Source organism: Aeromonas sp. AE23HZ002T15, assembly GCF_054165525.2.
Window position 1 is genome coordinate 1,615,378 of the sequence record NZ_CM201342.1, and the last position, 19,359, is coordinate 1,634,736.

The 19,359-nt window shown below is 62.9% G+C and carries 18 protein-coding genes; 8 read left to right on the forward strand and 10 right to left on the reverse strand.

Features of this window, described 5'->3' with window-relative positions:
* Positions 1 to 31: 31 nt before the first annotated feature.
* The 3 genes from glsB to trmB all read right to left on the reverse strand — a co-directional run bounded on the left by glsB (position 32) and on the right by trmB (position 2,118).
* Positions 32 to 952: a glutaminase B gene (glsB, locus tag ACT5M9_RS07415; RefSeq protein ID WP_457980674.1), complete on the reverse strand. Its 921-nt coding sequence runs from the start codon at positions 950 to 952 to the stop codon at positions 32 to 34.
* Positions 953 to 1,046: 94 nt separating this feature from the next.
* A complete protein-coding gene (locus ACT5M9_RS07420) occupies positions 1,047 to 1,379 on the reverse strand; it encodes a YggL family protein (RefSeq protein WP_438551809.1) in 333 nt (110 codons plus the stop codon).
* Positions 1,380 to 1,404: 25 nt separating this feature from the next.
* Positions 1,405 to 2,118, reverse strand: coding sequence for a tRNA (guanosine(46)-N7)-methyltransferase TrmB (gene trmB / locus ACT5M9_RS07425; RefSeq protein WP_438551808.1), 714 nt, complete (start codon positions 2,116 to 2,118; stop codon positions 1,405 to 1,407).
* A gap of 260 nt (positions 2,119 to 2,378) precedes the next feature.
* Between trmB and ACT5M9_RS07430 the strand changes: the two genes are divergently transcribed.
* Positions 2,379 to 3,446, forward strand: a complete 1,068-nt coding sequence (locus ACT5M9_RS07430; protein ID WP_457980672.1) for a M28 family metallopeptidase — start codon at positions 2,379 to 2,381, stop codon at positions 3,444 to 3,446.
* 246 nt (positions 3,447 to 3,692) lie between these two features.
* On the forward strand, positions 3,693 to 4,874 hold the full coding sequence (locus ACT5M9_RS07435; protein WP_457980670.1) for an aminotransferase-like domain-containing protein: 1,182 nt from the start codon (positions 3,693 to 3,695) through the stop codon (positions 4,872 to 4,874).
* A gap of 90 nt (positions 4,875 to 4,964) precedes the next feature.
* Here ACT5M9_RS07435 and ACT5M9_RS07440 read toward each other — a convergent pair whose 3' ends face one another.
* Positions 4,965 to 6,497, reverse strand: a complete 1,533-nt coding sequence (locus tag ACT5M9_RS07440) for an EAL domain-containing protein (protein WP_457980668.1) — start codon at positions 6,495 to 6,497, stop codon at positions 4,965 to 4,967.
* Positions 6,498 to 6,765: 268 nt separating this feature from the next.
* Between ACT5M9_RS07440 and ACT5M9_RS07445 the strand changes: the two genes are divergently transcribed.
* Complete coding sequence (locus ACT5M9_RS07445) at positions 6,766 to 7,671, forward strand: TIGR01777 family oxidoreductase (protein WP_457980666.1); 906 nt, start codon at positions 6,766 to 6,768, stop codon at positions 7,669 to 7,671.
* Between the two features lie 103 nt (positions 7,672 to 7,774).
* Here ACT5M9_RS07445 and ACT5M9_RS07450 read toward each other — a convergent pair whose 3' ends face one another.
* Together ACT5M9_RS07450 and ACT5M9_RS07455 are read right to left on the reverse strand one after the other, a co-directional pair.
* Entirely contained in the window at positions 7,775 to 10,216 is a 2,442-nt protein-coding gene (locus tag ACT5M9_RS07450; protein WP_457980664.1) for an ABC transporter permease, read from the reverse strand.
* Between the two features lie 162 nt (positions 10,217 to 10,378).
* Positions 10,379 to 11,092 (reverse strand): ABC transporter ATP-binding protein, encoded by a 714-nt coding sequence (locus ACT5M9_RS07455; RefSeq protein ID WP_457980662.1) that lies wholly within the window; start codon positions 11,090 to 11,092, stop codon positions 10,379 to 10,381.
* A gap of 243 nt (positions 11,093 to 11,335) precedes the next feature.
* Here ACT5M9_RS07455 and ACT5M9_RS07460 point away from each other — a divergent pair, with 243 nt between their 5' ends.
* Positions 11,336 to 11,944 (forward strand): arylesterase, encoded by a 609-nt coding sequence (locus ACT5M9_RS07460; RefSeq protein ID WP_457980660.1) that lies wholly within the window; start codon positions 11,336 to 11,338, stop codon positions 11,942 to 11,944.
* Positions 11,945 to 12,025: 81 nt separating this feature from the next.
* On the opposite strand, the gene ACT5M9_RS07465 is transcribed toward ACT5M9_RS07460, so the two are convergent.
* The 3 genes from ACT5M9_RS07465 to ACT5M9_RS07475 all read right to left on the reverse strand — a co-directional run bounded on the left by ACT5M9_RS07465 (position 12,026) and on the right by ACT5M9_RS07475 (position 15,136).
* The gene (locus ACT5M9_RS07465) at positions 12,026 to 12,970 is read right to left on the reverse strand and encodes a chemotaxis protein CheV (RefSeq protein ID WP_457980658.1); all 945 of its coding nucleotides are present in this window, start codon (positions 12,968 to 12,970) and stop codon (positions 12,026 to 12,028) included.
* Between the two features lie 332 nt (positions 12,971 to 13,302).
* Entirely contained in the window at positions 13,303 to 14,403 is a 1,101-nt protein-coding gene (locus tag ACT5M9_RS07470; RefSeq protein WP_438551799.1) for a porin, read from the reverse strand.
* Positions 14,404 to 14,725: 322 nt separating this feature from the next.
* Positions 14,726 to 15,136 (reverse strand): CBS domain-containing protein, encoded by a 411-nt coding sequence (locus tag ACT5M9_RS07475; RefSeq protein WP_438551798.1) that lies wholly within the window; start codon positions 15,134 to 15,136, stop codon positions 14,726 to 14,728.
* A gap of 154 nt (positions 15,137 to 15,290) precedes the next feature.
* Here ACT5M9_RS07475 and ACT5M9_RS07480 point away from each other — a divergent pair, with 154 nt between their 5' ends.
* The 3 genes from ACT5M9_RS07480 to ACT5M9_RS07490 are packed head-to-tail and all read left to right on the forward strand — an operon-like array spanning position 15,291 to position 18,503.
* Positions 15,291 to 17,201 carry an ABC transporter ATP-binding protein gene (locus ACT5M9_RS07480; RefSeq protein ID WP_457980656.1) on the forward strand — a complete coding sequence of 637 codons (1,911 nt, stop codon included), beginning with the start codon at positions 15,291 to 15,293 and terminating at the stop codon, positions 17,199 to 17,201.
* The gene (locus tag ACT5M9_RS07485; protein WP_457980654.1) at positions 17,194 to 17,655 is read left to right on the forward strand and encodes a DUF2390 domain-containing protein; all 462 of its coding nucleotides are present in this window, start codon (positions 17,194 to 17,196) and stop codon (positions 17,653 to 17,655) included. The genes ACT5M9_RS07480 and ACT5M9_RS07485 overlap by 8 nt, the downstream gene beginning before the upstream one ends.
* Positions 17,649 to 18,503, forward strand: a complete 855-nt coding sequence (locus ACT5M9_RS07490) for a 23S rRNA (adenine(2030)-N(6))-methyltransferase RlmJ (RefSeq protein WP_457980653.1) — start codon at positions 17,649 to 17,651, stop codon at positions 18,501 to 18,503. Before ACT5M9_RS07485 ends, ACT5M9_RS07490 begins: the two co-directional genes overlap by 7 nt.
* 55 nt (positions 18,504 to 18,558) lie before the next feature.
* On the opposite strand, the gene ACT5M9_RS07495 is transcribed toward ACT5M9_RS07490, so the two are convergent.
* Positions 18,559 to 18,792 (reverse strand): hypothetical protein, encoded by a 234-nt coding sequence (locus ACT5M9_RS07495; RefSeq protein WP_457980651.1) that lies wholly within the window; start codon positions 18,790 to 18,792, stop codon positions 18,559 to 18,561.
* 178 nt (positions 18,793 to 18,970) lie between these two features.
* On the opposite strand from ACT5M9_RS07495, the gene ACT5M9_RS07500 reads away from it, so the two are divergent.
* The gene (locus ACT5M9_RS07500) at positions 18,971 to 19,333 is read left to right on the forward strand and encodes a DUF2061 domain-containing protein (protein WP_457980649.1); all 363 of its coding nucleotides are present in this window, start codon (positions 18,971 to 18,973) and stop codon (positions 19,331 to 19,333) included.
* The last annotated feature ends 26 nt before the right edge of the window (positions 19,334 to 19,359 follow it).

Below are 19,359 nucleotides of genomic sequence, written 5' to 3' on the forward strand. Positions count from 1 at the left end.
GATTCTCGATTCCAAAGTGAACAATCAAACATCAAAAAATTGAGCGCCCGAGCCGCTCCGCCAGCAACTCGAGGGCGGCGGTCCCCGCCAGGGAGTTGCCGGCCTTGTTGAGCTCGGGTGACCAGACACAGACACACAACTCGCCGGGAATGAGCGCCATGATGCCGCCACCGACCCCGGATTTGCCCGGCATGCCGACCCGATAGGCGAAGTCTCCTGCCTCGTCGTAGAGGCCGCAGGTGGCCAGCAGGGCATTGACCTGCTTGGCGCTGCGGGCCGGCAGCAGGGGTGCGCTCTCGCCGAGCGGGACCCCGCGATTGGCCAGATAGATGAAGGTGCGGGCGAGATCGACGCAGCTCATGCGGATGGCACAGGCATTGAAGTAGCTTTGCAGCACCTTGTCCACCTCGTTTTCGAAGTTGCCATAGGCCTTCATCAGATAGGCGATGGCGGCATTGCGGGCGGCGTGCTGATACTCGGAGCGCGCCACCACCTGATCCGCGATGATGGCCGGGTTGCCGCTGAGGCGGCGTGCCAGCTCCAGGGTGCGCTGGCGCGGGGCGGTGAGCCGGGTCTCCAGCAGATCGCTCACCACCAGGGCGCCGGCGTTGATGAAGGGGTTGCGCGGTATGCCTTGCTCGAATTCGAGCTGCACCAGGGAGTTGAACGGCTGGCCTGAGGGCTCCTTGCCGACCCGGGCCCAGATCTCCTCCTCCTGATAGAGAGTCAGCGCCAAGGTGAGGCTCAGGGCCTTGGAGATACTCTGGATGGAGAAGGGCTCGAAGGCGTCACCTGCGGTGAACAGCTCCCCCTCCACGGTGCAGACCGCGATGCCGAGCCGGTCGGCGGGCACCTGGGCCAGTGCGGGAATGTAATCGGCCACCTTGCCTTGCCCCAGCAAGGGGCGAACCTGCTCAAGAATGCTGGCCAGTAATTCGGATGACAACACCATCGACGATTCCATGACAAAAACCGGTGAGGCTATCCCCACCGACAAAAATCCCGCCGGTGGCGGGATTTTCCTGCTGCCCTGCGGGCGTGTTGACTCAGGCCGGTTCGCCGTACCAGAGGTCGAACAGCTCGGTGACCACCACGGCTTCCAACCCCTTGCCTGCCAGCCAGGACTGGACGGCGGCGCGGTCTTCCTCGGTACACTTGCCGAGTTGCTGGGTGCAGACCATGCCTTCCCAGGCCAGATGACCGGAGCCGGCGAAGGCCAGTTTGCGCGGCTCGACGACTTCATCGATGAAGGCATCGACCACGTTATCTATGGTCTCTTCGGCGGTGCCGACCGGGAAGTTGAAACTGATGTCGAACCCCATTTCCTGGAATTCATCGACGCGCAGTTTCTTACGCAGACGGCGACTACGATTGGCCATGACAGCTCCTTAGTTGACGGGTGATTTAGCTAACACGTTTGAATATCAGGTCCCAAACTCCGTGCCCCAGGCGGTGGCCACGTTGTTCGAACTTGGTCAGAGGGCGCCACTCGGGACGGGGCACCCAGTTGCCGCTCTCGGCAGTGTTCTCATAGCCTTCGGCGGCGCTCATCACCTCCAGCATGTGCTCCGCATAGTTCTCCCAGTCGGTGGCCATGTGGAAGACGCCACCTATGGCCAGCTTCTGGCGAATGGCCTGGGCAAACGCGGGCTGCACGATGCGACGCTTGTGGTGACGGCTCTTGTGCCAGGGATCCGGGAAGAAGAGCTGCAGGCAGGCCAGCGAGCCGTTCGGGATCATGTGCTCGAGCACCTCCACCGCATCGTGGCAGATGACCCGCAGGTTGGTGACACCGGCTTCCTGAGCGGTGCCAAGGCAGGCACCCACGCCAGGGGAGTGCACCTCGATGCCGATGAAGTTCTTCTCGGGGGCATTCTTGGCCATCTCCACCAGGGAGGCGCCCATGCCAAAGCCTATCTCCAGCACCACGGGGGCCTCGCGGCCAAACAGCGCCACCATGTCCAGCGGTGCCGGTGCGAAATCGATGCCCATGACCGGCCAGAGTTCTTCCAGGGCCTTCTCCTGCCCCTTGGTCAGGCGGCCTTCGCGACGGACGAAGCTGCGAACCTTGCGCATGAACTTGCCGTCTTCGTTAAACACATCTTGGGTCACAGACATAGTAAATAGCTCGTTATCTCATCGCGCTGGATCCCAGGCGACATTAATGGATTGCTCGTTATTGCATCAGTGCGCAAAAACCGGGGAGCGAATTATCCCAAGATAGGCCCAAGGCGCAAGTGTTTCGCGCAACAAATCCCCCGCCATCGACCAATTCCGCCCTCGTGATTGACAAATGCCACCTCACTCACAGAATCTGCCTGGGGTCGGGTGCATCCTGATCTCTGATAATAAAGCCATACACAACAAAGGATTGCAGTATGAAGAAAACCCTATTGACCCTGGCCATCGCGACCCTGCTGGCCGGGTGCAACCCATCGGACAACGATTCCCAGCCCCCCGCCCCCGCGACCCAGGCCTATGAGTATCTGGTGCAGCTGAGCTCCAGCGCCGAGGGCATAGGCGCCCGTCCCACGGGCACAGAGGCCGAGACCCGCGCCGCCACCTGGATCCAGGATCACCTGGCCGGCTGGGGCTATGAGGTGCAGAACCAGCCCTTCACCTACACCAAGGGCAGCGCCAGCAAGCAGTCCCAGAATATCGTCGCCGAGCTCAAGGGCACGAGCGACAAGGTGATCCTCATCGGTGCCCACTACGACAGCACGGGGGAGAAGAAGGGGTCTGAAGGGGCCACCGACAACGGGGCCGGGGTCGCCGCCCTCCTTGCGGTCGCCGAGGCGCTCAAGGGCCAGACCCTGCCCTACACGGTGCGCTTCGCCTTCTTCGGGGCGGAAGAGAACGGCCTCAACGGCTCCAAGGCCTATGCCGCCAGCCTGGACGGCGCCGCCACCGCCCAGCTGCTGGCCATGGTGAACTACGACACCATAGCCGGTGGCGACATCGTCTATGTCCATTCCGCCCACTCGGACGTGGCCGAATACGGTTGTGCCGAACCGAGCCGCTACAGCTTCGATCCCAAGGTGCGGGATCGCCTGCTGGCGCTCTCCAAGACCACGGCCACCCCCTTTGCCATTCACCCCAGCTACCCGGGCTATCCGGAGGGGGAGACCGGCAGTTGGTCGGATCACGCGCCCTTTGCCTGCCTCGGGGTGCCCATCGCCTATGTGGAGGCCACCAACTTCACCATAGATGGGGCCGATGGCTATGACGGCTACTCCCAGAGCACCAACCCGGCGCTGTGGGACTGCTACGACGAGGCCAGCAAGAGCGCCTGCGATCGGGACGGCGAGACCCAGTGGGGCAAGATCTGGCACACCGAGCACGACCGTCTCGACAAGATGGCCGAGCTGTTCCCGGGCCGGGTGCAGCAACAACTCGGCGCCAACACGGATCTGATGATCCGCTTCCTGAAGGAACCGGGTCTCTGAACCCCGAGCCGATGAGCGGCGACTTCACATCGAAGGTGCCGGCTCTCGGCGGCGGTGGCGAGAAACCGGCCTGACAGAGGGATCGACGCCCGAATCGTCACGCCGGGCCATAAAATACGGGCAGGTGCCAAACCTGCCCTTTTTTATCTATTTTTGTGACGGCCATTGCCTCATTTTTCAAATCTGATACAAACGGATAACGTGGCGGTTGAATGGAGCGACCGCCCCCCAGTCAGAGAGAACCCTATGCAGCCGTTTTTTGCCCAGCGTTTCGAGAAAGTCGAGCCTTCGTTTATCCGTGAAATCCTGAAAGTCGCCGCCAATCCGGAGATCATCTCCTTCGCCGGCGGCCTGCCCAATCCCCACCTGTTCCCGGTCAAGGCCATCGATCAGGCCTGTCAGGACGTGCTGCGCGAGCAAGGGGCCGCCGCCCTGCAATACGCCACCACGGAGGGTTTCGCCCCCCTGCGCCAGTACATCGCCGATCGCTACCTGAGCCGCCACGGCATGGAGGTCAATCCGGACAACATCCTCATCACCAGCGGCTCCCAGCAGGCGCTGGACCTGCTCGGCAAGGTGCTGGTAGACGAGGGGCAGGATCTCATCATCGAAGAGCCGGGTTACCTCGGCGCCATTCAGGCGTTCTCCGTCTATCAACCAAATTTCAGGCCCATCACCCTCGGCGAAGAGGGGCTGGATCTGGCCGCGCTGGATGCGCTGCTGGAGCAGGGCTCGAGCGCCAAGCTGCTGTACGGGGTGCCGAACTTCCAGAACCCGAGCGGCGTCTCCTACAGCCGCACCAACCGCGAGGCCCTGGCCGAGCGGTTGGTGCGTCACGAGCTGCTGATGGTGGAAGACGATCCCTACGGCGAGCTGCGCTTCGAGGGGGAACACCTGCCCCCCATCGCCAAGCTGGCCCCGAACAATACGGTACTGCTCGGATCCTTCTCCAAGACGGTAGTCCCCGCCTTCCGCCTCGGCTGGATGCTGGTACCGGACTGGCTGCGCAAGAAGGTCACCATCGCCAAGCAGGCCACCGATTTGCACAGCAACGCCTTCAGCCAGCAGGTGCTGCACCGCTTCCTGACCGACAACTCCCTCGATACTCACCTCGAGAAGATCAAGGAGGTCTACGGCCGCCAGCGCGCCGCCATGGAAGCCGCCCTGACCCGTCACTGCCCGCCAGGGGTCAGCTACACCCGCCCGGAGGGGGGCATGTTCCTCTGGCTGACCCTGCCTTCGAGCGTCAGCGCCATGGCCCTGTTCGACGAGGCGATCAAGGAGAAGGTCGCCTTCGTGCCCGGCGCCCCCTTCTACGTTCGGCCGGAGATACAGAACACCCTGCGCCTGAGCTTCTCCTGCGTGGACGAAGCCACGACGGAGGAGGGGATCAAGCGTCTTTGCCGCGCCCTCGCCCGCATGCTCTAACCCCTCTCGAATGCAAAAAGCCAGCGACCTGGGTCGCTGGCTTTTTTATTGGCGGCCAGGTTGGCCGCGATATGAACACGCCCTGCCTGCTCAGGAGGTCAGCTCGCCGATGAAGGCCTTCATCGGCATGGGCCTGCCGTAGAGATAGCCCTGCTGGAAGGTCACCGCGTGCTCGCGCAGGTAGGCGGCCTGTACCTCGTTCTCCACCCCTTCCGCCACCAGTTGCAGCTCGAGCCGGGTCGCCAGATCGACGACGTTCTCCACGATGTGGCTGGAGAGGGCATCCGAGCCAATCATACCGACGAAGCTCTGGTCGATCTTGAGGAAGTCGACCTGGAAGGCTTGCAGATAGGCCAGGCTGGAGTGGCCGGTGCCGAAGTCGTCGATGGCGATGAAGACCCCGAGGGCGTGCAACTCGGCGAACAGCCGATCCGTGGTCTCGTCCGCCACGATCAGCTCCCGTTCGGTCAGCTCCAGCACCAGCTTGATGGGGTTGGCCTTGAAGGCGTCGATGAAGTCACGGCAATCCTCCACCAGGCTCAAGTCCTTGCAGTGGCTGGCGCTGATATTGAAGCCGAAGTGGAACCCCTTGGGCAGGATATGCACCCGGCCGGCGAACTGCTCGCGCACCTGCTTCATCAGGGAGCGGGTCATGGGGACGATGAGGCCGCACTCCTCCGCCATGGGGATGAAGCGATCCGGCGAGATCATGCCCTGGCGCGGGTGTTGCCAGCGCATCAGCACCTCGCAGCCGCTCCAGTGGGCATCCTCACCGGTGACCACGGGCTGCAGATAGGGTATGAACTCCTGGTGAGCCAGTGCCCGTTTCAGCTCCTGGGCCGGCGAGGCGGCGCGCCCCGTCAACCAGAACACCCAGCAGCCAAACAGCAGGCTCAGCAAGGGGTAGAGGATGAGGCTGACCTTGGAGTAATCCCACAGGTGGGCGACATAGTCGCGGTTCGAGAGGGCGGTCACCACCTTGAAGGGATACTTGCTGGAGGCCTGCTCCAGATAGCCGTCGGTGCCAGGGGTGAGCAACTGATCGGTGAGCTGGCTGTCTCGCAGCAGCATCTGCGGCCCGACCACCAGCCCGATGGGGGAGTTACGGCTCATCATGTCCAAGATGTTGAGCAGGTAGTAGCCATCCACCCCCACCAGCACGCTGTGCTTTCCCGCCTCCTGGCGGTAGACGATGAGCGGTCGCTTCGGCGTGACCGGGTTGCCTCGCATCAGATCGAGCCTGCCCTCCACATAGTCGTCGAGATCTATATGCCCCTTGACCGGACCATAGAGGGAGGTGCAGTAGATGGTCTCCCCCTCGGTCAGGTTGACGCTGCGCACATCCGGCACCGTCGCCACCTGATCCCGCAGCCCCTGTACCACCTCGAGACAGGGTTTGCCGAGGCTCCCCATTACCGCCGAGGCGGCCAGCTTGGCGTTGTCCAGGGTGCGGTCGAACATGTACTGGGCATGCAGCAAACGCTGCTGTGCATCCTGCGTCACGCCGCTCATGGTCTGCCAGATGGAGATGGAGAGCCCGAGCACCATGGGCAGCAGGCCTGCCAGCAGGCCCCAGGCCAGCCGGACGTAGTATTGGCGCACTCTCAGACGACGAAATGGCATAATTCCCCACTATCAAGGCGGTGAAAAAGCGGGCGATTTTACAGCTTGTCGCCGACTTGGCAAGTCACACTGGCTGCAAAAGGCGCCCTGCCCTGTCTGCATTCTCTCTGCGAACCCGCCCCCTGTATACGTCTTTTCCGCGTCCGGAGGAAGGGCGTCATCCGACGGACTCTCTCCGGCGGGAAAAAGATAACGTCAGCAAAAACAGCCGCTTGTTCATCGGGCCCCGGCCCTCTAGAGTAGAGTCAACGACATCGGGAGGCTCGGCATGAAGATACTGATCACGGGGGGGACAGGGTTTATCGGCCGCCGTCTGGTGGCACACCTCAAGGTCGCCCACGAGGTATGGGTGCTGACCCGCCAGGGCAACCGTGCCTATGAGCTGCTCGGCCACGACGTCAAACTGCTGGACAATCTGGACCGGCTGGACGATCTCAACGACGTGGACATCGTCATCAACCTGGCGGGGGAGCCCATAGCCGCGGGCCGCTGGAACGAGCAGCGCAAGCAGTTGCTGTGCAACAGCCGCTGGCTGCTGACCGAGCAGCTGGTCGATCTCATCAAGCTATCCAACCGCCCCCCCAAGCTCCTGCTGAACGCCTCCGCCATCGGCTGGTATGGTCGCCATGACAGCACGCCCCTGGACGAGAGCTGCCAGCAGCCCCACGACGAGTTCACCCACCAGCTCTGCCAGCGCTGGGAGCAGCTCGCCCTGCAGGCCAGGAGCCCCAGGACCCGGGTCTGCATCCTGCGCATCGGCCTGGTGCTCGGCCCGGACGGGGGCGCCCTGCCCAAGCTGCTGCCCCCTTATCGCCTTGGGCTTGGCGGCCCCATGGGATCGGGCAAGCAGATGATGAGCTGGATCCATGTGCAGGATCTGGTGCGCGCCATGCTGTTCCTGCTGGAGCACGACGAGTGCGAAGGCATCTTCAACGGCACGGCCCCCGGTCCCGTCGACAATAACAGCTTCAGCCTGCGATTGGCCCAGACACTACACCGCCCGCACCTGCTGCGGGTGCCGGCCGCCGCCCTGCGCCTGATGATGGGGGAGGCGGCGGATCTGCTGCTCACCGGCCAGCACGTGCTCCCCGCCCGCCTGCAGCAGGCGGGGTTCCATTTCACCTATCCGGCCCTGCCCCAGGCGCTGGACAACCTGCTGCGCCCGCCCCGCTGATCCCCGATAAAAAAATCCCGGCAAGCGCCGGGATTTTTTCTGTGGGTGGCGATGGAGTCAGTCCCATATCGGACGACCGTCCCGGCCATCCACGTAGGACAGGTTACAGCAACCCCTGACCCAGGCCCCTGAGCCGATCGCTCAGGGTACCCGCCAGCAGCTGACGCCGCATGCCCTGACCGGCCAGGGTCACCAACAGGGCCCCCAGCAGGGGCAGGCCGACCCAGATGGCCCAATGGAACTGCCACTGGCCATCGAACCACCACCACTGCAGGCCGAAGGAGCAGAGCTCCACCACCATGGCGGCGCAGAGCCCCGCCAGCAGGCCGCTGGCCACCAACTCCCAGCGCAGCATCTTCTCGAGCAAGGTGCTGCCGGCTCCCAGGGTGCGCATCAACAGGAGTTCCCGGCGCCTGTGGGCCATGCTGGCCTGGGTCTGGGTCAGGAGCACCAGCAGGGCCGCCACCGTCACCAGCCCCAACATCAGGCCGAGGGCCCGGCTCACCTGATCCGAGACCACGGTGAGCCGCGCGATCAGATCCTCCACGTCGATGAGGCTGACGGTGGGATGGCGCCGGATCAGCTCCACTTCGGCACTCTTCCCCTCGGCGGGCAATCGATAGCTGCCGAGCCAGGTCTGGGAGAAGGGGGCCAGCACGTCGGCGGAGAAGATCATGTAGAAGTTCGGCCTCATGTTGTCCCACTTGATGGATCTCAGGCTGGTGACCCTGGCCTCGAACTCGCGCCCCTCGATGGAGAAGCCGAGGATATCCCCGAGAGCGATACCGAGCTGGCCCGCCAGCGCCTCGTCCACGGAGACCTCCCCCTTGCCGCCGAGCCACTGACCCGCGGTCACCTGGTTATCGGGGGGGAGCCCCGCCGTGGTGGTGAAGTTGAGCTCCCTGTTCACCCCCTCCCGCGCCGCGTCCTCCCCCACCGCCTGGCCGGCTATCTTGGTCAGACGCCCGCGCACCATGGGATAGAAGTCCGAGGTGATGGCGCCGGCCTGGTGCAGATCCGCCACTATCCCCTCCCGCTCCTCGTCGGCCACGTTGACCAGGAAGCGGTTCGGAGCGTCCGCCGGCAGACGGGCGGAGAAGTCGTCGAGCAGATCGACCCTGGCCGCCCACAGCAGGCCGAACAGCATGAGTGCCAGCGCGAAGCCCGCCAACTGGAACAGGCCGCTGCTGCGCTCCCGGGAGAGGTGGTTGATGGCGAGGCGCAGGGCGTGGGGCCCCTTGACCCGGCGGCCGAGGCGCAGCAAGCCGGAAGCGAGCAACGCCAGCAGCAACATCAACACCCCCATGCCGCCGATGAGGCCGAGGGAGAGCCTGACATCGGCGGTGAAACCCCACACCAGGCCGAACAGGCCGAACAGGCCGACCGGCACCGTCAGCCAGGGGGGGATCCCCGCCTCCAGCTCACGGCGCAGCACCCGCAGCGGGGGTACCTTGAGCAGACGCAGGAAGGGCACGAACGCCAGCAGCAAGGTGATGAAGAAGGCCACCGCCAGCCCCAGGGCGAAGGGACGCCAGGAGGGGGGCGGCAGATCCGCTGGCAGCAAGTTCCCGAGCAGTTGCAGGGTCAGCCACTGCATGGCACTGCCCGCCACCAGTCCGATGAGGGCCCCGATCAGCGTCAGGGAGAACAGCAGGGTCCCCATCAGCTGCCAGAGGGTGCCTCTGGAGGCGCCGAGGGTCTTCAGCAGGGCCACCATATTGGTCTGGCGCTCGGCGAAGTGGCGCACCGCTATGCCCATGGCCAGTGCCCCGAGCAGTACGCCGGCGAGAGACGCCAGCCGGAAGAAGCGCTCCGCATTGGCCAGGGACTTGCCCACCTGGGAGCCCTGATCATCTGGTTTGATCAGCTTCTGCCCGGCACTCAGCCTGGGATTGAGCCAGGCCTCGTAACGGGCGATGGCTTCTCTTGGCCCCTTGATGAGGTAGCGCCACTGCTGGCGACTGCCCGGCAAGAGGGCGCCGGTCGCCTCGATGTCGGCACTGTGGATCAGCGCCCTCGGCGCCATCTGGAAGGGGCTGAAGCCCTGATCCGGCTCCTGGCCCAGCTCGCCGGCTACCTTCAATCTGGTATTGCCGACTTCCAGCTCATCCCCCACCCTGGCGCCGAGCAGCTGCATCACCCGATCGGAGAGCCAGATCTCGCCGGGGGCGGGAGCCTGCTGCGGATTGAGCTCCAGCTTGCCGTAGAAGGGGAAATCCGCCGGCACGGCCCGGATGGAAGCCAGTTGCAGGCTGTCACCGTGAAACAGCATGCTGTTGAAGCTGACCGTGGTCTGCACCGCCAGACCGTCCCGGGCGGCCCGCTCGAGCCACTCCCCCTGCGCCGGGGTGGCGCTGCGCAACACCCGGTCGGCACCGATGAAGTCGCGCCCCGAGGCCTTGAGCCCCGCATCCAGTCGATCCGCCACCAGCGCCACGCTCAGCACGCAGGCCACGCTCAGGGCCAGGGCCAGCACAAACCAGCGCAGCTCACCGCTGAAGCCTTCCCGGCGCAGCAGCTTCAATCCCAGTCGCCATCGACTCATGAATCCCTCCTTGCCACCAACCGCTGCATTTCATCGCCGACAGTTTCCCGGCCCAGCCGCTTCAATGCCAATGACCATCGACTCATGCATTCCTCCTTGCCACCAACCGCTGCATCTCATCGCCGACAGCTTCCCAGTCCATCCCTTTCAATGTCCATCGACTCATGACAGCTCCCTGACCCGGGCAACCTCTGGGGTGACCTCGGCCTCCAGCCGCCCCGCCGCCATCACCAGCTGTCGCTGGCAGCGCTGGGCCAGCTCATGATCATGGGTCACCACGACCAGGGTAGTGTTATGTTCTCTGTTCAGACGAAACAGCAGTTCGATCACCTTCTCCCCCGTCTTGCTGTCGAGGTTGCCTGTGGGCTCATCCGCTAATAGCAATTGAGGCCGGGTCATAAAGGCCCGGGCGATGGCGACCCGCTGCTGCTCACCGCCGGAGAGCCGTGGCGGCAGGTGATGGAGCCGCTCGGAGAGCCCTACCTCAGCCAGCAGCTCGCGGGCCCTGGGCTCGCAGTCGGTCTCGCCATGCAGCTCGGCGGGCAGCATGACGTTCTCCAGGGCGCTCAGGGTCGGCAGCAGCAGGAAGGATTGAAAGATGAAGCCCACCTGTTCGGCCCGAAGGCGAGCACGCCCCTCCTCATCGAGCCGGATCAGGGACTGACCGAGGATCTCGATGTCGCCGCTGCTCGGCAGATCCAGTCCGGCCAGAAGCCCCAGCAGGGTAGATTTGCCGGAGCCGGAGGCGCCGACCAGCGCCAGGGTCTCCCCCGTGTTGACCTGCAGGTCGATCCCCTCGAGGATGGAAAGGCTCTCCTGGCCGAGGCGAACCGTCTTGCCCAGCCCTTTGACCGTGATGATGGGGGTTGAACTCATGTTGCGTTTCCTGTGTTCATGGGCCCTGAATGGCTGTGAGTGGTGAGCGTTGAATTCATGGCATTATTCCTGTTTACTCGGGCCCTTGCCGAAAATCCATACCGGCTGAAGGATAGGACCATAAATGAGCACGCCGATGGCGTGCCAAAGCCATGGCAAGGGGGCCTGTTTATCCGCCCCCTTGCCGACAATCCATAGCGCCCGATGACTCGGGCCTTGCATGACATGATGGGAGTTGAATCCATGGCGCGTTTTCTGTTCGCCTTGAGTTGCCTCTGCTGCTGGGCAGCCTCGGTGCAGGCCCAGACCCTGCTGGTGCTGGGAGACAGCCTGAGCGCCGGCTACCAGATGCAGGCCGAGCAGAGCTGGCCTGCCCTGCTCAATGAGAAATGGCAGCAACAGGGGGGCAAGCACAGGCTCATCAACGCCAGCATCAGCGGCGAGACGACCCAGGGGGGTCTGGCCCGCCTGCCGACCCTGCTCGAGGAGCACAAGCCGGACTGGGTGTTGATCGAACTCGGCGGCAACGATGGCCTGCGGGGCTTCGCCCCCACCATCACCCGGGCCAACCTGACCAAGATGCTGGCATTGGCCAAGGGCAGCAAGGCGAAGGTGGTGCTGACCCAGATCCAGCTGCCCCGCAACTACGGGGCTCGTTATCTGCAGCAGTTCGAGCAGATCTTCCCGGATCTCGCCGAGGCCAACGCCCTGCCTCTGATGCCCTTCTTTCTGGATGATATTGCGCTGCGCCCTGAACTCATGATGAATGATGGGCTCCATCCCACCGCCGAGGCCCAGCCGCAGATCCGCGATAGAGTCGCAAGCTTTATCGAGCCCCTGCTGACCCAATAACCCCGAAGGTGCCGCCCTCGCAGACACAAACGAAAGCCCCCGCCAAGGCGGGGGCTTTTTCATGTCATCACGGCCTCGGGCTCAGGCCCCCAGGATCTGGCGCAGCCGCTCCTGGGCGACGCCGACCAGCAGGTCTGGCTGGAACTTGGAGATGAAGCGATCACAACCCACCTTCTTGACCATGGCCTCGTTGAAGTTGCCGCTCAGCGAGGTGTTGAGGGTGATGAAGAGATCGGACATGCGGGGATCGCTGCGCACCTCGTGGGTGAGGCGATAACCGTCCATCTCAGGCATCTCGGCATCGGTGATCATCAGCATGATCTCGTCGGTCACCTTCTTGCCCGCGTCGCACCAGCCCTTGAGCAGCTTGAGGGCCTGCAGGCCGTCCTGACACTCGATCACCTCGAGTCCGAGCTGGGCAAGTGTCTCCCGCACCTGGTTGCGGGCCGTGCTGGAGTCATCGACGATGAGCACCCGGCGACCCTGCATCTGGGGCAGGATATTGCGGTCGAGCACCTCGGCGGAGATGCGGATGTCGTAGGTGATGATCTCCGCCAGCACCTTCTCCACGTCGATGATCTCGACGATCTGATCCGCCCCCCCTTCCGGAACCCGGGTGATGGCGGTCAGGTAGTTGGAGCGGCCGGCGGAGCGCGGCGGCGGCAGTATGTCCTTCCAGGTCATGTTGACGATGTGGGCCACCTGCCCCACCAGGAAGCCCTGAATGGTGCGGTTGTATTCGGTGATGATGAGGTTGGACTCGCTGTCCACCGCCATGGGGCGCATGCCGATGGCGCCCCTCAGGTTGATCACCGGGATGGAGGCGCCACGGATGTTCGCCACCCCGCTGATGTTGTGGTGCGCCCCCGGCATCTTGTTGAGGTGGGGCAGCTTGACCACTTCCCGCACCTTGAACACGTTGATTGCAAACAACTGCTGGGATCCCAGGCGGAACATCAGCAACTCCAGACGGTTCTCTCCCACCAGCTGGGTACGTTGATCCACTGAATCCAATATGCTCGCCATATAAAGCCCTTAGGTCCGTTTCCCGAGTGCCGCCCGGTATCAGGGCGCCAAGATATAGGATCCGCATTATCCCCCTCGGGGCATACGGTCACAGATAGAAATAATGAAAAAGACCGAAGAAAGATAGGGGCTTGCGCACGGGGCGTGATCCTCGCCCCATCCCCATCCGGCGGAGCTTGCGCCCCGCTTCCCGGCATTCACTGTTATCGGCCGGGAGGCGTCATGCTGAACCGGGGATTTTCAAACCGAATCCCTGCCAAATTGCGCCCATAAAAAAACCGGCCGCAATGCGGCCGGTTCAAAGATACAACAGTAGGCAGTCAGGGAATGACTTAGAAGTTGTACTGCAGTGCTACCGCAACGATGTCGTCGGTAGACTTGCCCAGGCTGTTCATGTTGGTAGAACCAACTTCGTCCAGCAGGTTGATCTTGTAATCAACGTAGGCGTTGAAGTTGTCGGTGAAGTTGTACCAGGCACCCACGGAGACGTACTCGGTGGCGGTATCATCGATACCATGTGCGCTGTCCTTCACGTCGGTGCGCAGGTAAGCCAGGGACGGCTTGAACTTCGGCGTGATGTTGTACTGAACGACGGCTTCGTAGCCATCCATCTTCTCGGCATAACCGCGCATGGCGCCGGTATCGACGAACAGGTGGTCTTCACCGTGGGAGTAGGTGGCCGCCATGTAGAGGTTGCCGGCAGAGTACTTGGCACCCACACCGAACAGCTTGGCATCGTTGTCGCCGCCGAAGCTCACGTTCGCGGACTGCTCGTCGGTCTTGCCAGCCTGGTTATAGGCGGCACCCAGGCTCAGGCCCATGTCGAAGTCATAGTTGGCAGACAGGGCGTAACCTTCGGAAGAGCCTTTCGGGTTCCAGGTACCGTTCGGGCCAACGCGCTCGCTGCGGCTTTCGTTCTGCGGGTCGTTGTTACCGGTGAACTGGGCGCCCAGGGTCAGGCCCTGCCAGTTGTAGATGTACTGGGCCAGCGCGTTGGAACGACCGGTGCCGAACACGTCGGTGTCCTTGCCCAGGCCGTCACCACCCCACTCAGGCAGCACGTCGGTGTAGTTGTTCACCGCTTTGGTGAACAGGCCGTCCTGACGACCGTAGCTGAAGGCACCGAAGCGATCGTGCTTGATACCGGCGTAGCCGTAACGCAGCTCGTCGTTGTCAGAGCCGGACACCGGCAGGTTGTACTCGGCGAAACCGAATGCGGTGGTTTCGTTATCAATCTTGGTCTCGCCTGCAACGTGCAGACGCAGGTAGCTGGCGTCGCCTTCGCTGGCGTCGTCATCGGTACCGTAGTACATGCCGTTGACGCGGCCGCCGATGTCCAGCTTGGAGCCATTCTGATCGTAAACGGTGGCAGCTTGTGCGCCACCGGCCAGCAGCAGGCTGGAGATGGCCATGGTCAATGCTGTCTTTTTCATTGTTAGTTCCTCTGGTGTAAACACTCTCTATCAGACCTGTGCTCGGTCGTTTGATCGGGTTTATGTTCCGATGACCTAGGGTAGATCCGGAAACCTTGACTGGAACTGAAGCGAAGGGTGATTAATTCGAGAAGGCCACTTGAGGCCTGTTTCATCCGACATAAAGTGTCGCCAAGGTTGACACCTGTCGACATTTAAATCCAAAAACATAGATTAAATCGAAATAAATTAACTGATAAAAATGAATGTGCAGCTGTTTATATCGACAACCATAGCACCTCAGAGGTGAGGAAGGCACCTCCTTTGTGACTTGTCCTCCCCTTCAGGCCGGTTCCCACTCCTGCATGACGCTGAGCAAGTCTGTCCAGCTGAGGATACCGACCAGGGCACCGTTCTCCAGCACAGGCAGGCAGGAGACATGCTTCTCCAGCATCAGCCGGGTGGCCGCCTGCAGGGTCTGATCCGGGGCTATGGTGATGGGGTGGCGGCTCATGATCTGGTGAGCGCGGCGATTGAGGGTTTCTGTGTCCCGGGTCATCTCCGCATCCGTATCCAGGTAGGGGCTGATGGCCCGCAGCATGTCCCTGTCCGAGATGACCCCCACCAGCAGATCGTCCTCCAGCACCAGCAGGTGGCGAAAGTGGGCCTGCTCGAAGATCTCCTTGATCACGTTCAGTCTGTCATCCATGGACACCGTCGCGACCCGGGTCGTCATGATCTCTCTCACCAGCATGCCTGCCTCCTGCTACCTGACTGATGTCTCTGTTATGGCACGTTTTTCTACCCGCAGCCAGTCGGCTCCCCCCGCCTCCAGTGCATATTGGTGCCATTTCACGTAAAATCCGCGCCAGTTTCTCTCTTTCATTCGAATCAAGCAGATCCAACCCATGATAGTTGCCAGTCAAATCGAACTGATCCGCGGCGGCCGCACGCTGCTGGACAACGCCTCCGCCACCATACATCCCGGCCACAAGGTGGGTCTGGTGGGCAAGAACGGCTGTGGCAAGTCCACCTTCTTCGCCCTGGTGCGGGGTGAGCTGGCCATCGACAACGGCAGCTTCAGCCTGCCCGCCGGCTGGCAGATCGCCGGTGTGGCCCAAGAGACACCGGCACTGGACTGCTCGGCCCTCGAGTACGTGATCGACGGTGACAAGGAGTTTCGCACCCTGGAGGCCCGCCTCGCCCAAGCCGAGAAGGATGACGACGGCCTGGCGGTGGCCGAGCTGCACGGCCGGCTCGACACCATAGGCGCCTACAGCATCCGCGCCCGCGCCGCCGAGCTGCTGCACGGCCTCGGCTTCGGCGGCGATCAGCTCAACGCACCGGTAAGGAGTTTCTCCGGTGGCTGGCGCATGCGCCTGAACCTGGCCCAGGCGCTGCTGTGCCGCTCCGATCTGCTGCTGCTGGATGAACCGACCAACCACCTGGATCTCGATGCCGTCATCTGGCTGGAGAAGTGGCTCAAGGGCTATCAGGGCACCCTGGTGCTGATTTCTCACGATCGTGACTTCCTCGACTCCGTGGTAAACCGCATCATCCATATCGAGAACGGCAAGCTCAACGAATACAGCGGCGGCTACTCCGACTTCGAACTGCAGCGGGCCGAGCACCTCGCCCAGCAGCAATCCATGTACGAGAAGCAGCAACGGGAGATGTCCCACATGCAGGCCTATGTGGATCGCTTCCGCTACAAGGCCTCCAAGGCCCGCCAGGCCCAGAGCCGGCTGAAGGCCATGGAGCGGATGGAGAAGATACTCCCCGCCCACGCCGACTCCGAGTTCAGCTTCGAGTTTCGCGAGCCATCGGCCCTGCCGACGCCGCTCATCGCCATGGAGAACCTCAGCGCCGGTTACGGCGACAAGGTGATCCTGGAGAAGATCAAGCTGAACCTGGTACCGGGTTCGCGCATCGGCCTGCTCGGCCGCAACGGCGCGGGCAAGTCCACCTTCATCAAGATGCTGTCCGGCAGCAACCCGCCGCTGTCGGGCAAGCTGGAGGTGAGCGCCGGCGTCAGCATCGGCTACTTCGCCCAGCACCAGCTGGAGACCCTGCGCCTGGATGACACCCCGCTCGATCACCTCGCCCGCCTCGCCCCGGACAAGACGGAGCAGGAGCTGCGCAACTACCTCGGCAGCTTCGGCTTCCACGGCGACAAGGCGCTGGACAAGGTGGCCCCCTTCTCCGGCGGCGAGAAGGCGCGACTGGTGCTGGCCCTCATCACCTGGCAGAAGCCGAACCTGCTGCTCCTGGATGAACCGACCAACCATCTGGATCTGGAGATGCGTCACGCCCTCACCATGGCGCTACAAGGCTTCGAAGGCGCCATGGTGGTGGTCTCTCACGACCGTCACCTGCTGCGCACCACCACGGATGACTTCTACCTGGTGCACGGTGGCCGGGTCGAGCCGTTCGACGGGGATCTGGACGATTACCACAAGTGGCTCGGCGAGCAGGAGAAAGAGAGCAACGCCAAGCAAGGGGATGGCCCCGCCTCCGCCAACTCGGCGGTGGCCCGCAAGGATCAGAAGCGGCGCGAGGCGGAGTTCCGGCAAGCGACCCGCCCCCTGCGCCAGAAGCTCGAGAAGCTCGAGGCCAGCATGGAGAAGCTGCAGGCCAAACTGGCCGATATCGAGAGCCAGCTGGCCGACCCCGCCATCTACGAAGAGGCCGCCAAGCCTAAGCTCTCCGAGCTGCTCAAATCCCAGGGCCCCCTCAAGGAGGAGCTGGAAGGGGTGGAGCTCGAGTGGATGAGCCTCTCGGAAGATCTGGAGAACCAGGAGCAAGCCTTCTTTGCGTGACACGGCGACCATGACGGATGAGCGGGTCGCCAGCCACGAACTGCCGAGCCCGCTCGAGTTCTGGCACTGGAGCGGCAAACACTACGGTCAGCGCAGCCAGGACTGGCTGCAGGTGCAGGATCTTGGCGGCAACGTGAATCTGGCCCTGCTGTTGCACCGGCTGGATTTGGATGACATCCCGGTCGATCTCGCCGCCTTCCAACCGTCCCTGACCCGGACGGAGGCGGTGCTGACCCCCTGGCGCGCCCTGCGCGCGAGCGCCAAGTCCCGCCTCGATGAGGCCGAGTACCAGAGCCTGCTGGCCCACGAACTGGAGCTGGAACGCTTGCAACAAGGCGTCTTGCTGCAGACCCTGCGCAGCCTCCCCCTTCGCCGGGGAGAGAGCCACAACCTGTTGAACTATCTAACGATATTGGGGGCCCAGCAGGGCCCCCTCAGAGACCTAATATGCTGAGTTATCGCCACGCCTTTCACGCCGGCAACCATGCCGACGTGCTCAAACACGCCGTGCAGGCCCTGATCATCGAGTCCCTCAAGAAGAAAGAGAAACCCTTCATCGTGCTGGATACCCATGCCGGCGGCGGTCTCTACGACCTGCGCGGTGACTGGTCCCAGAAGAAGGCGGAGTATGCCGACGGCATAGGCCGGCTGTGGGGCGAGCGGACCCAGTGGGCGACCATGGCCCCCTATCTCGGCGTCATCGAGGAGATGAACGCGAGCGGCGAGCTGCACTACTACCCGGGCTCCCCCGAGCTGTCCCGCCGCCTGCTGCGCGAGCAGGACAAGCTGGCGCTGATGGAGCTGCACAACAACGAGGTGGAGGACCTGCGCGCCAACATGGGCTATGACACTCGCGTCGCCGTGCACCATCGCGACGGCTTCGAGGGGTTGGTCGCCCTGCTGCCACCGACCCCCCGCCGCGGCCTGGTGCTGATCGATCCTCCCTATGAGCTGAAGGAAGACTACTTCGCCGTGGTCGACACCCTGAAAAAGGCGCAAAAGCGCTGGGCCACCGGCATCTATGCGCTCTGGTACCCCATCCTCGGGCAGGAGGCGGACAAGTCCCGCGACATGCTTAAGGCGATCAAACGGGAGAACTTCGGCAACGTGCTGGTGGCCGAGCTGGAAGTGGCCGGCCAGACCGCCGATTGGGGCATGAACGGCTCAGGCATGCTGATCGTCAGCCCTCCCTGGATGCTGGCCGAGCAGATTGAGGCTTTCTTGAAGCCCCTGTGCGCCAAGCTGGCCCAGGGCGCTGGCGCCCAGTACAGGGTGGAGTGGCTGAACAAGGTCGAGGAATAAGCTCTTCATCTTCATGTAAAAAGCCCCTTTCGGGGCTTTTTTTATTGGCGCAATCTTATCTGGCACTCCCTTGCAGATCCCTATGGTTGGGGCCCGGCTTGTCCCGCCACAGGGCCAGGATCAGCAGGGCCAGCAGTGCCATGGGCGGAAACAGGCAGAGCAGGACGCAGAGGGTGGTGATGAGCACGGGGTGACCGCTCTTGCGGCGGGCCAGCCGATAGGCGATAAACCCGACGATCACCATCAGCAGCAGGATGAAGTATCCCGCCAAGGTTGTATTGATATTCATGAAAGATCCTTTTTCATGGAAAACAGGCAGTGTAACGGCTAGGGAGGCGGCAGCCAGTCCCCATCTGGCGCAGATCGCCTCTCGATAGCTCATCCCTATCGGAACAATAAATGAGAATTATTTTCATTTAAGCAATTTCCGAGGCATACTCTTCTCATCACCAGAGGGAGTCACCACCATGATCAAGACCATCAGCTTCGCCTGTCTGCACTTCACCGTCGCCTTCACCCTGGCTTACCTGCTGACCGGCGAACTGCTGACCGCTAGCCTGATAGCCCTCGTCGAGCCCGCCGTCAACACGGTCGCTTTCTACTTCCACGACCTTGCCTGGCACAAGTTCAAGCCCAATCACAGCCTGCAGGCCAAGACCAGCAGCTTCGCCGTCGTGCACTTCTCGGTGGCGTTCGGGGTTGCCTTCCTGCTGAGCGGCGAGCTGCTCACCGGCGGCGTCATGGCCATGCTGGAGCCCACCGTCAATACCGTGGTCTTCTTCTTCCACGAGCGGCTGTGGCGCGCCCGCCAGCAACCCGCCCTGGCCTGATGACAACCGCTGTCGTCATTCCCTTC

Coding starts and splice junctions, on each gene's coding strand:
- ACT5M9_RS07455 (WP_457980662.1), bottom strand. CDS start 11,092: ATGAGTTCAACCCCCATCATCACGGTCAAAGGGCTGGGCAAGACGGTT.
- ACT5M9_RS07490 (WP_457980653.1), top strand. CDS start 17,649: ATGCTGAGTTATCGCCACGCCTTTCACGCCGGCAACCATGCCGACGTG.
- ACT5M9_RS07440 (WP_457980668.1), bottom strand. CDS start 6,497: ATGCCATTTCGTCGTCTGAGAGTGCGCCAATACTACGTCCGGCTGGCC.
- ACT5M9_RS07450 (WP_457980664.1), bottom strand. CDS start 10,216: ATGAGTCGATGGCGACTGGGATTGAAGCTGCTGCGCCGGGAAGGCTTC.
- ACT5M9_RS07445 (WP_457980666.1), top strand. CDS start 6,766: ATGAAGATACTGATCACGGGGGGGACAGGGTTTATCGGCCGCCGTCTG.
- glsB (WP_457980674.1), bottom strand. CDS start 952: ATGGTGTTGTCATCCGAATTACTGGCCAGCATTCTTGAGCAGGTTCGC.
- trmB (WP_438551808.1), bottom strand. CDS start 2,118: ATGTCTGTGACCCAAGATGTGTTTAACGAAGACGGCAAGTTCATGCGC.
- ACT5M9_RS07470 (WP_438551799.1), bottom strand. CDS start 14,403: ATGAAAAAGACAGCATTGACCATGGCCATCTCCAGCCTGCTGCTGGCC.
- ACT5M9_RS07480 (WP_457980656.1), top strand. CDS start 15,291: ATGATAGTTGCCAGTCAAATCGAACTGATCCGCGGCGGCCGCACGCTG.
- ACT5M9_RS07495 (WP_457980651.1), bottom strand. CDS start 18,792: ATGAATATCAATACAACCTTGGCGGGATACTTCATCCTGCTGCTGATG.
- ACT5M9_RS07430 (WP_457980672.1), top strand. CDS start 2,379: ATGAAGAAAACCCTATTGACCCTGGCCATCGCGACCCTGCTGGCCGGG.
- ACT5M9_RS07420 (WP_438551809.1), bottom strand. CDS start 1,379: ATGGCCAATCGTAGTCGCCGTCTGCGTAAGAAACTGCGCGTCGATGAA.
- ACT5M9_RS07475 (WP_438551798.1), bottom strand. CDS start 15,136: ATGCTGGTGAGAGAGATCATGACGACCCGGGTCGCGACGGTGTCCATG.
- ACT5M9_RS07435 (WP_457980670.1), top strand. CDS start 3,693: ATGCAGCCGTTTTTTGCCCAGCGTTTCGAGAAAGTCGAGCCTTCGTTT.
- ACT5M9_RS07465 (WP_457980658.1), bottom strand. CDS start 12,970: ATGGCGAGCATATTGGATTCAGTGGATCAACGTACCCAGCTGGTGGGA.
- ACT5M9_RS07500 (WP_457980649.1), top strand. CDS start 18,971: ATGATCAAGACCATCAGCTTCGCCTGTCTGCACTTCACCGTCGCCTTC.
- ACT5M9_RS07460 (WP_457980660.1), top strand. CDS start 11,336: ATGGCGCGTTTTCTGTTCGCCTTGAGTTGCCTCTGCTGCTGGGCAGCC.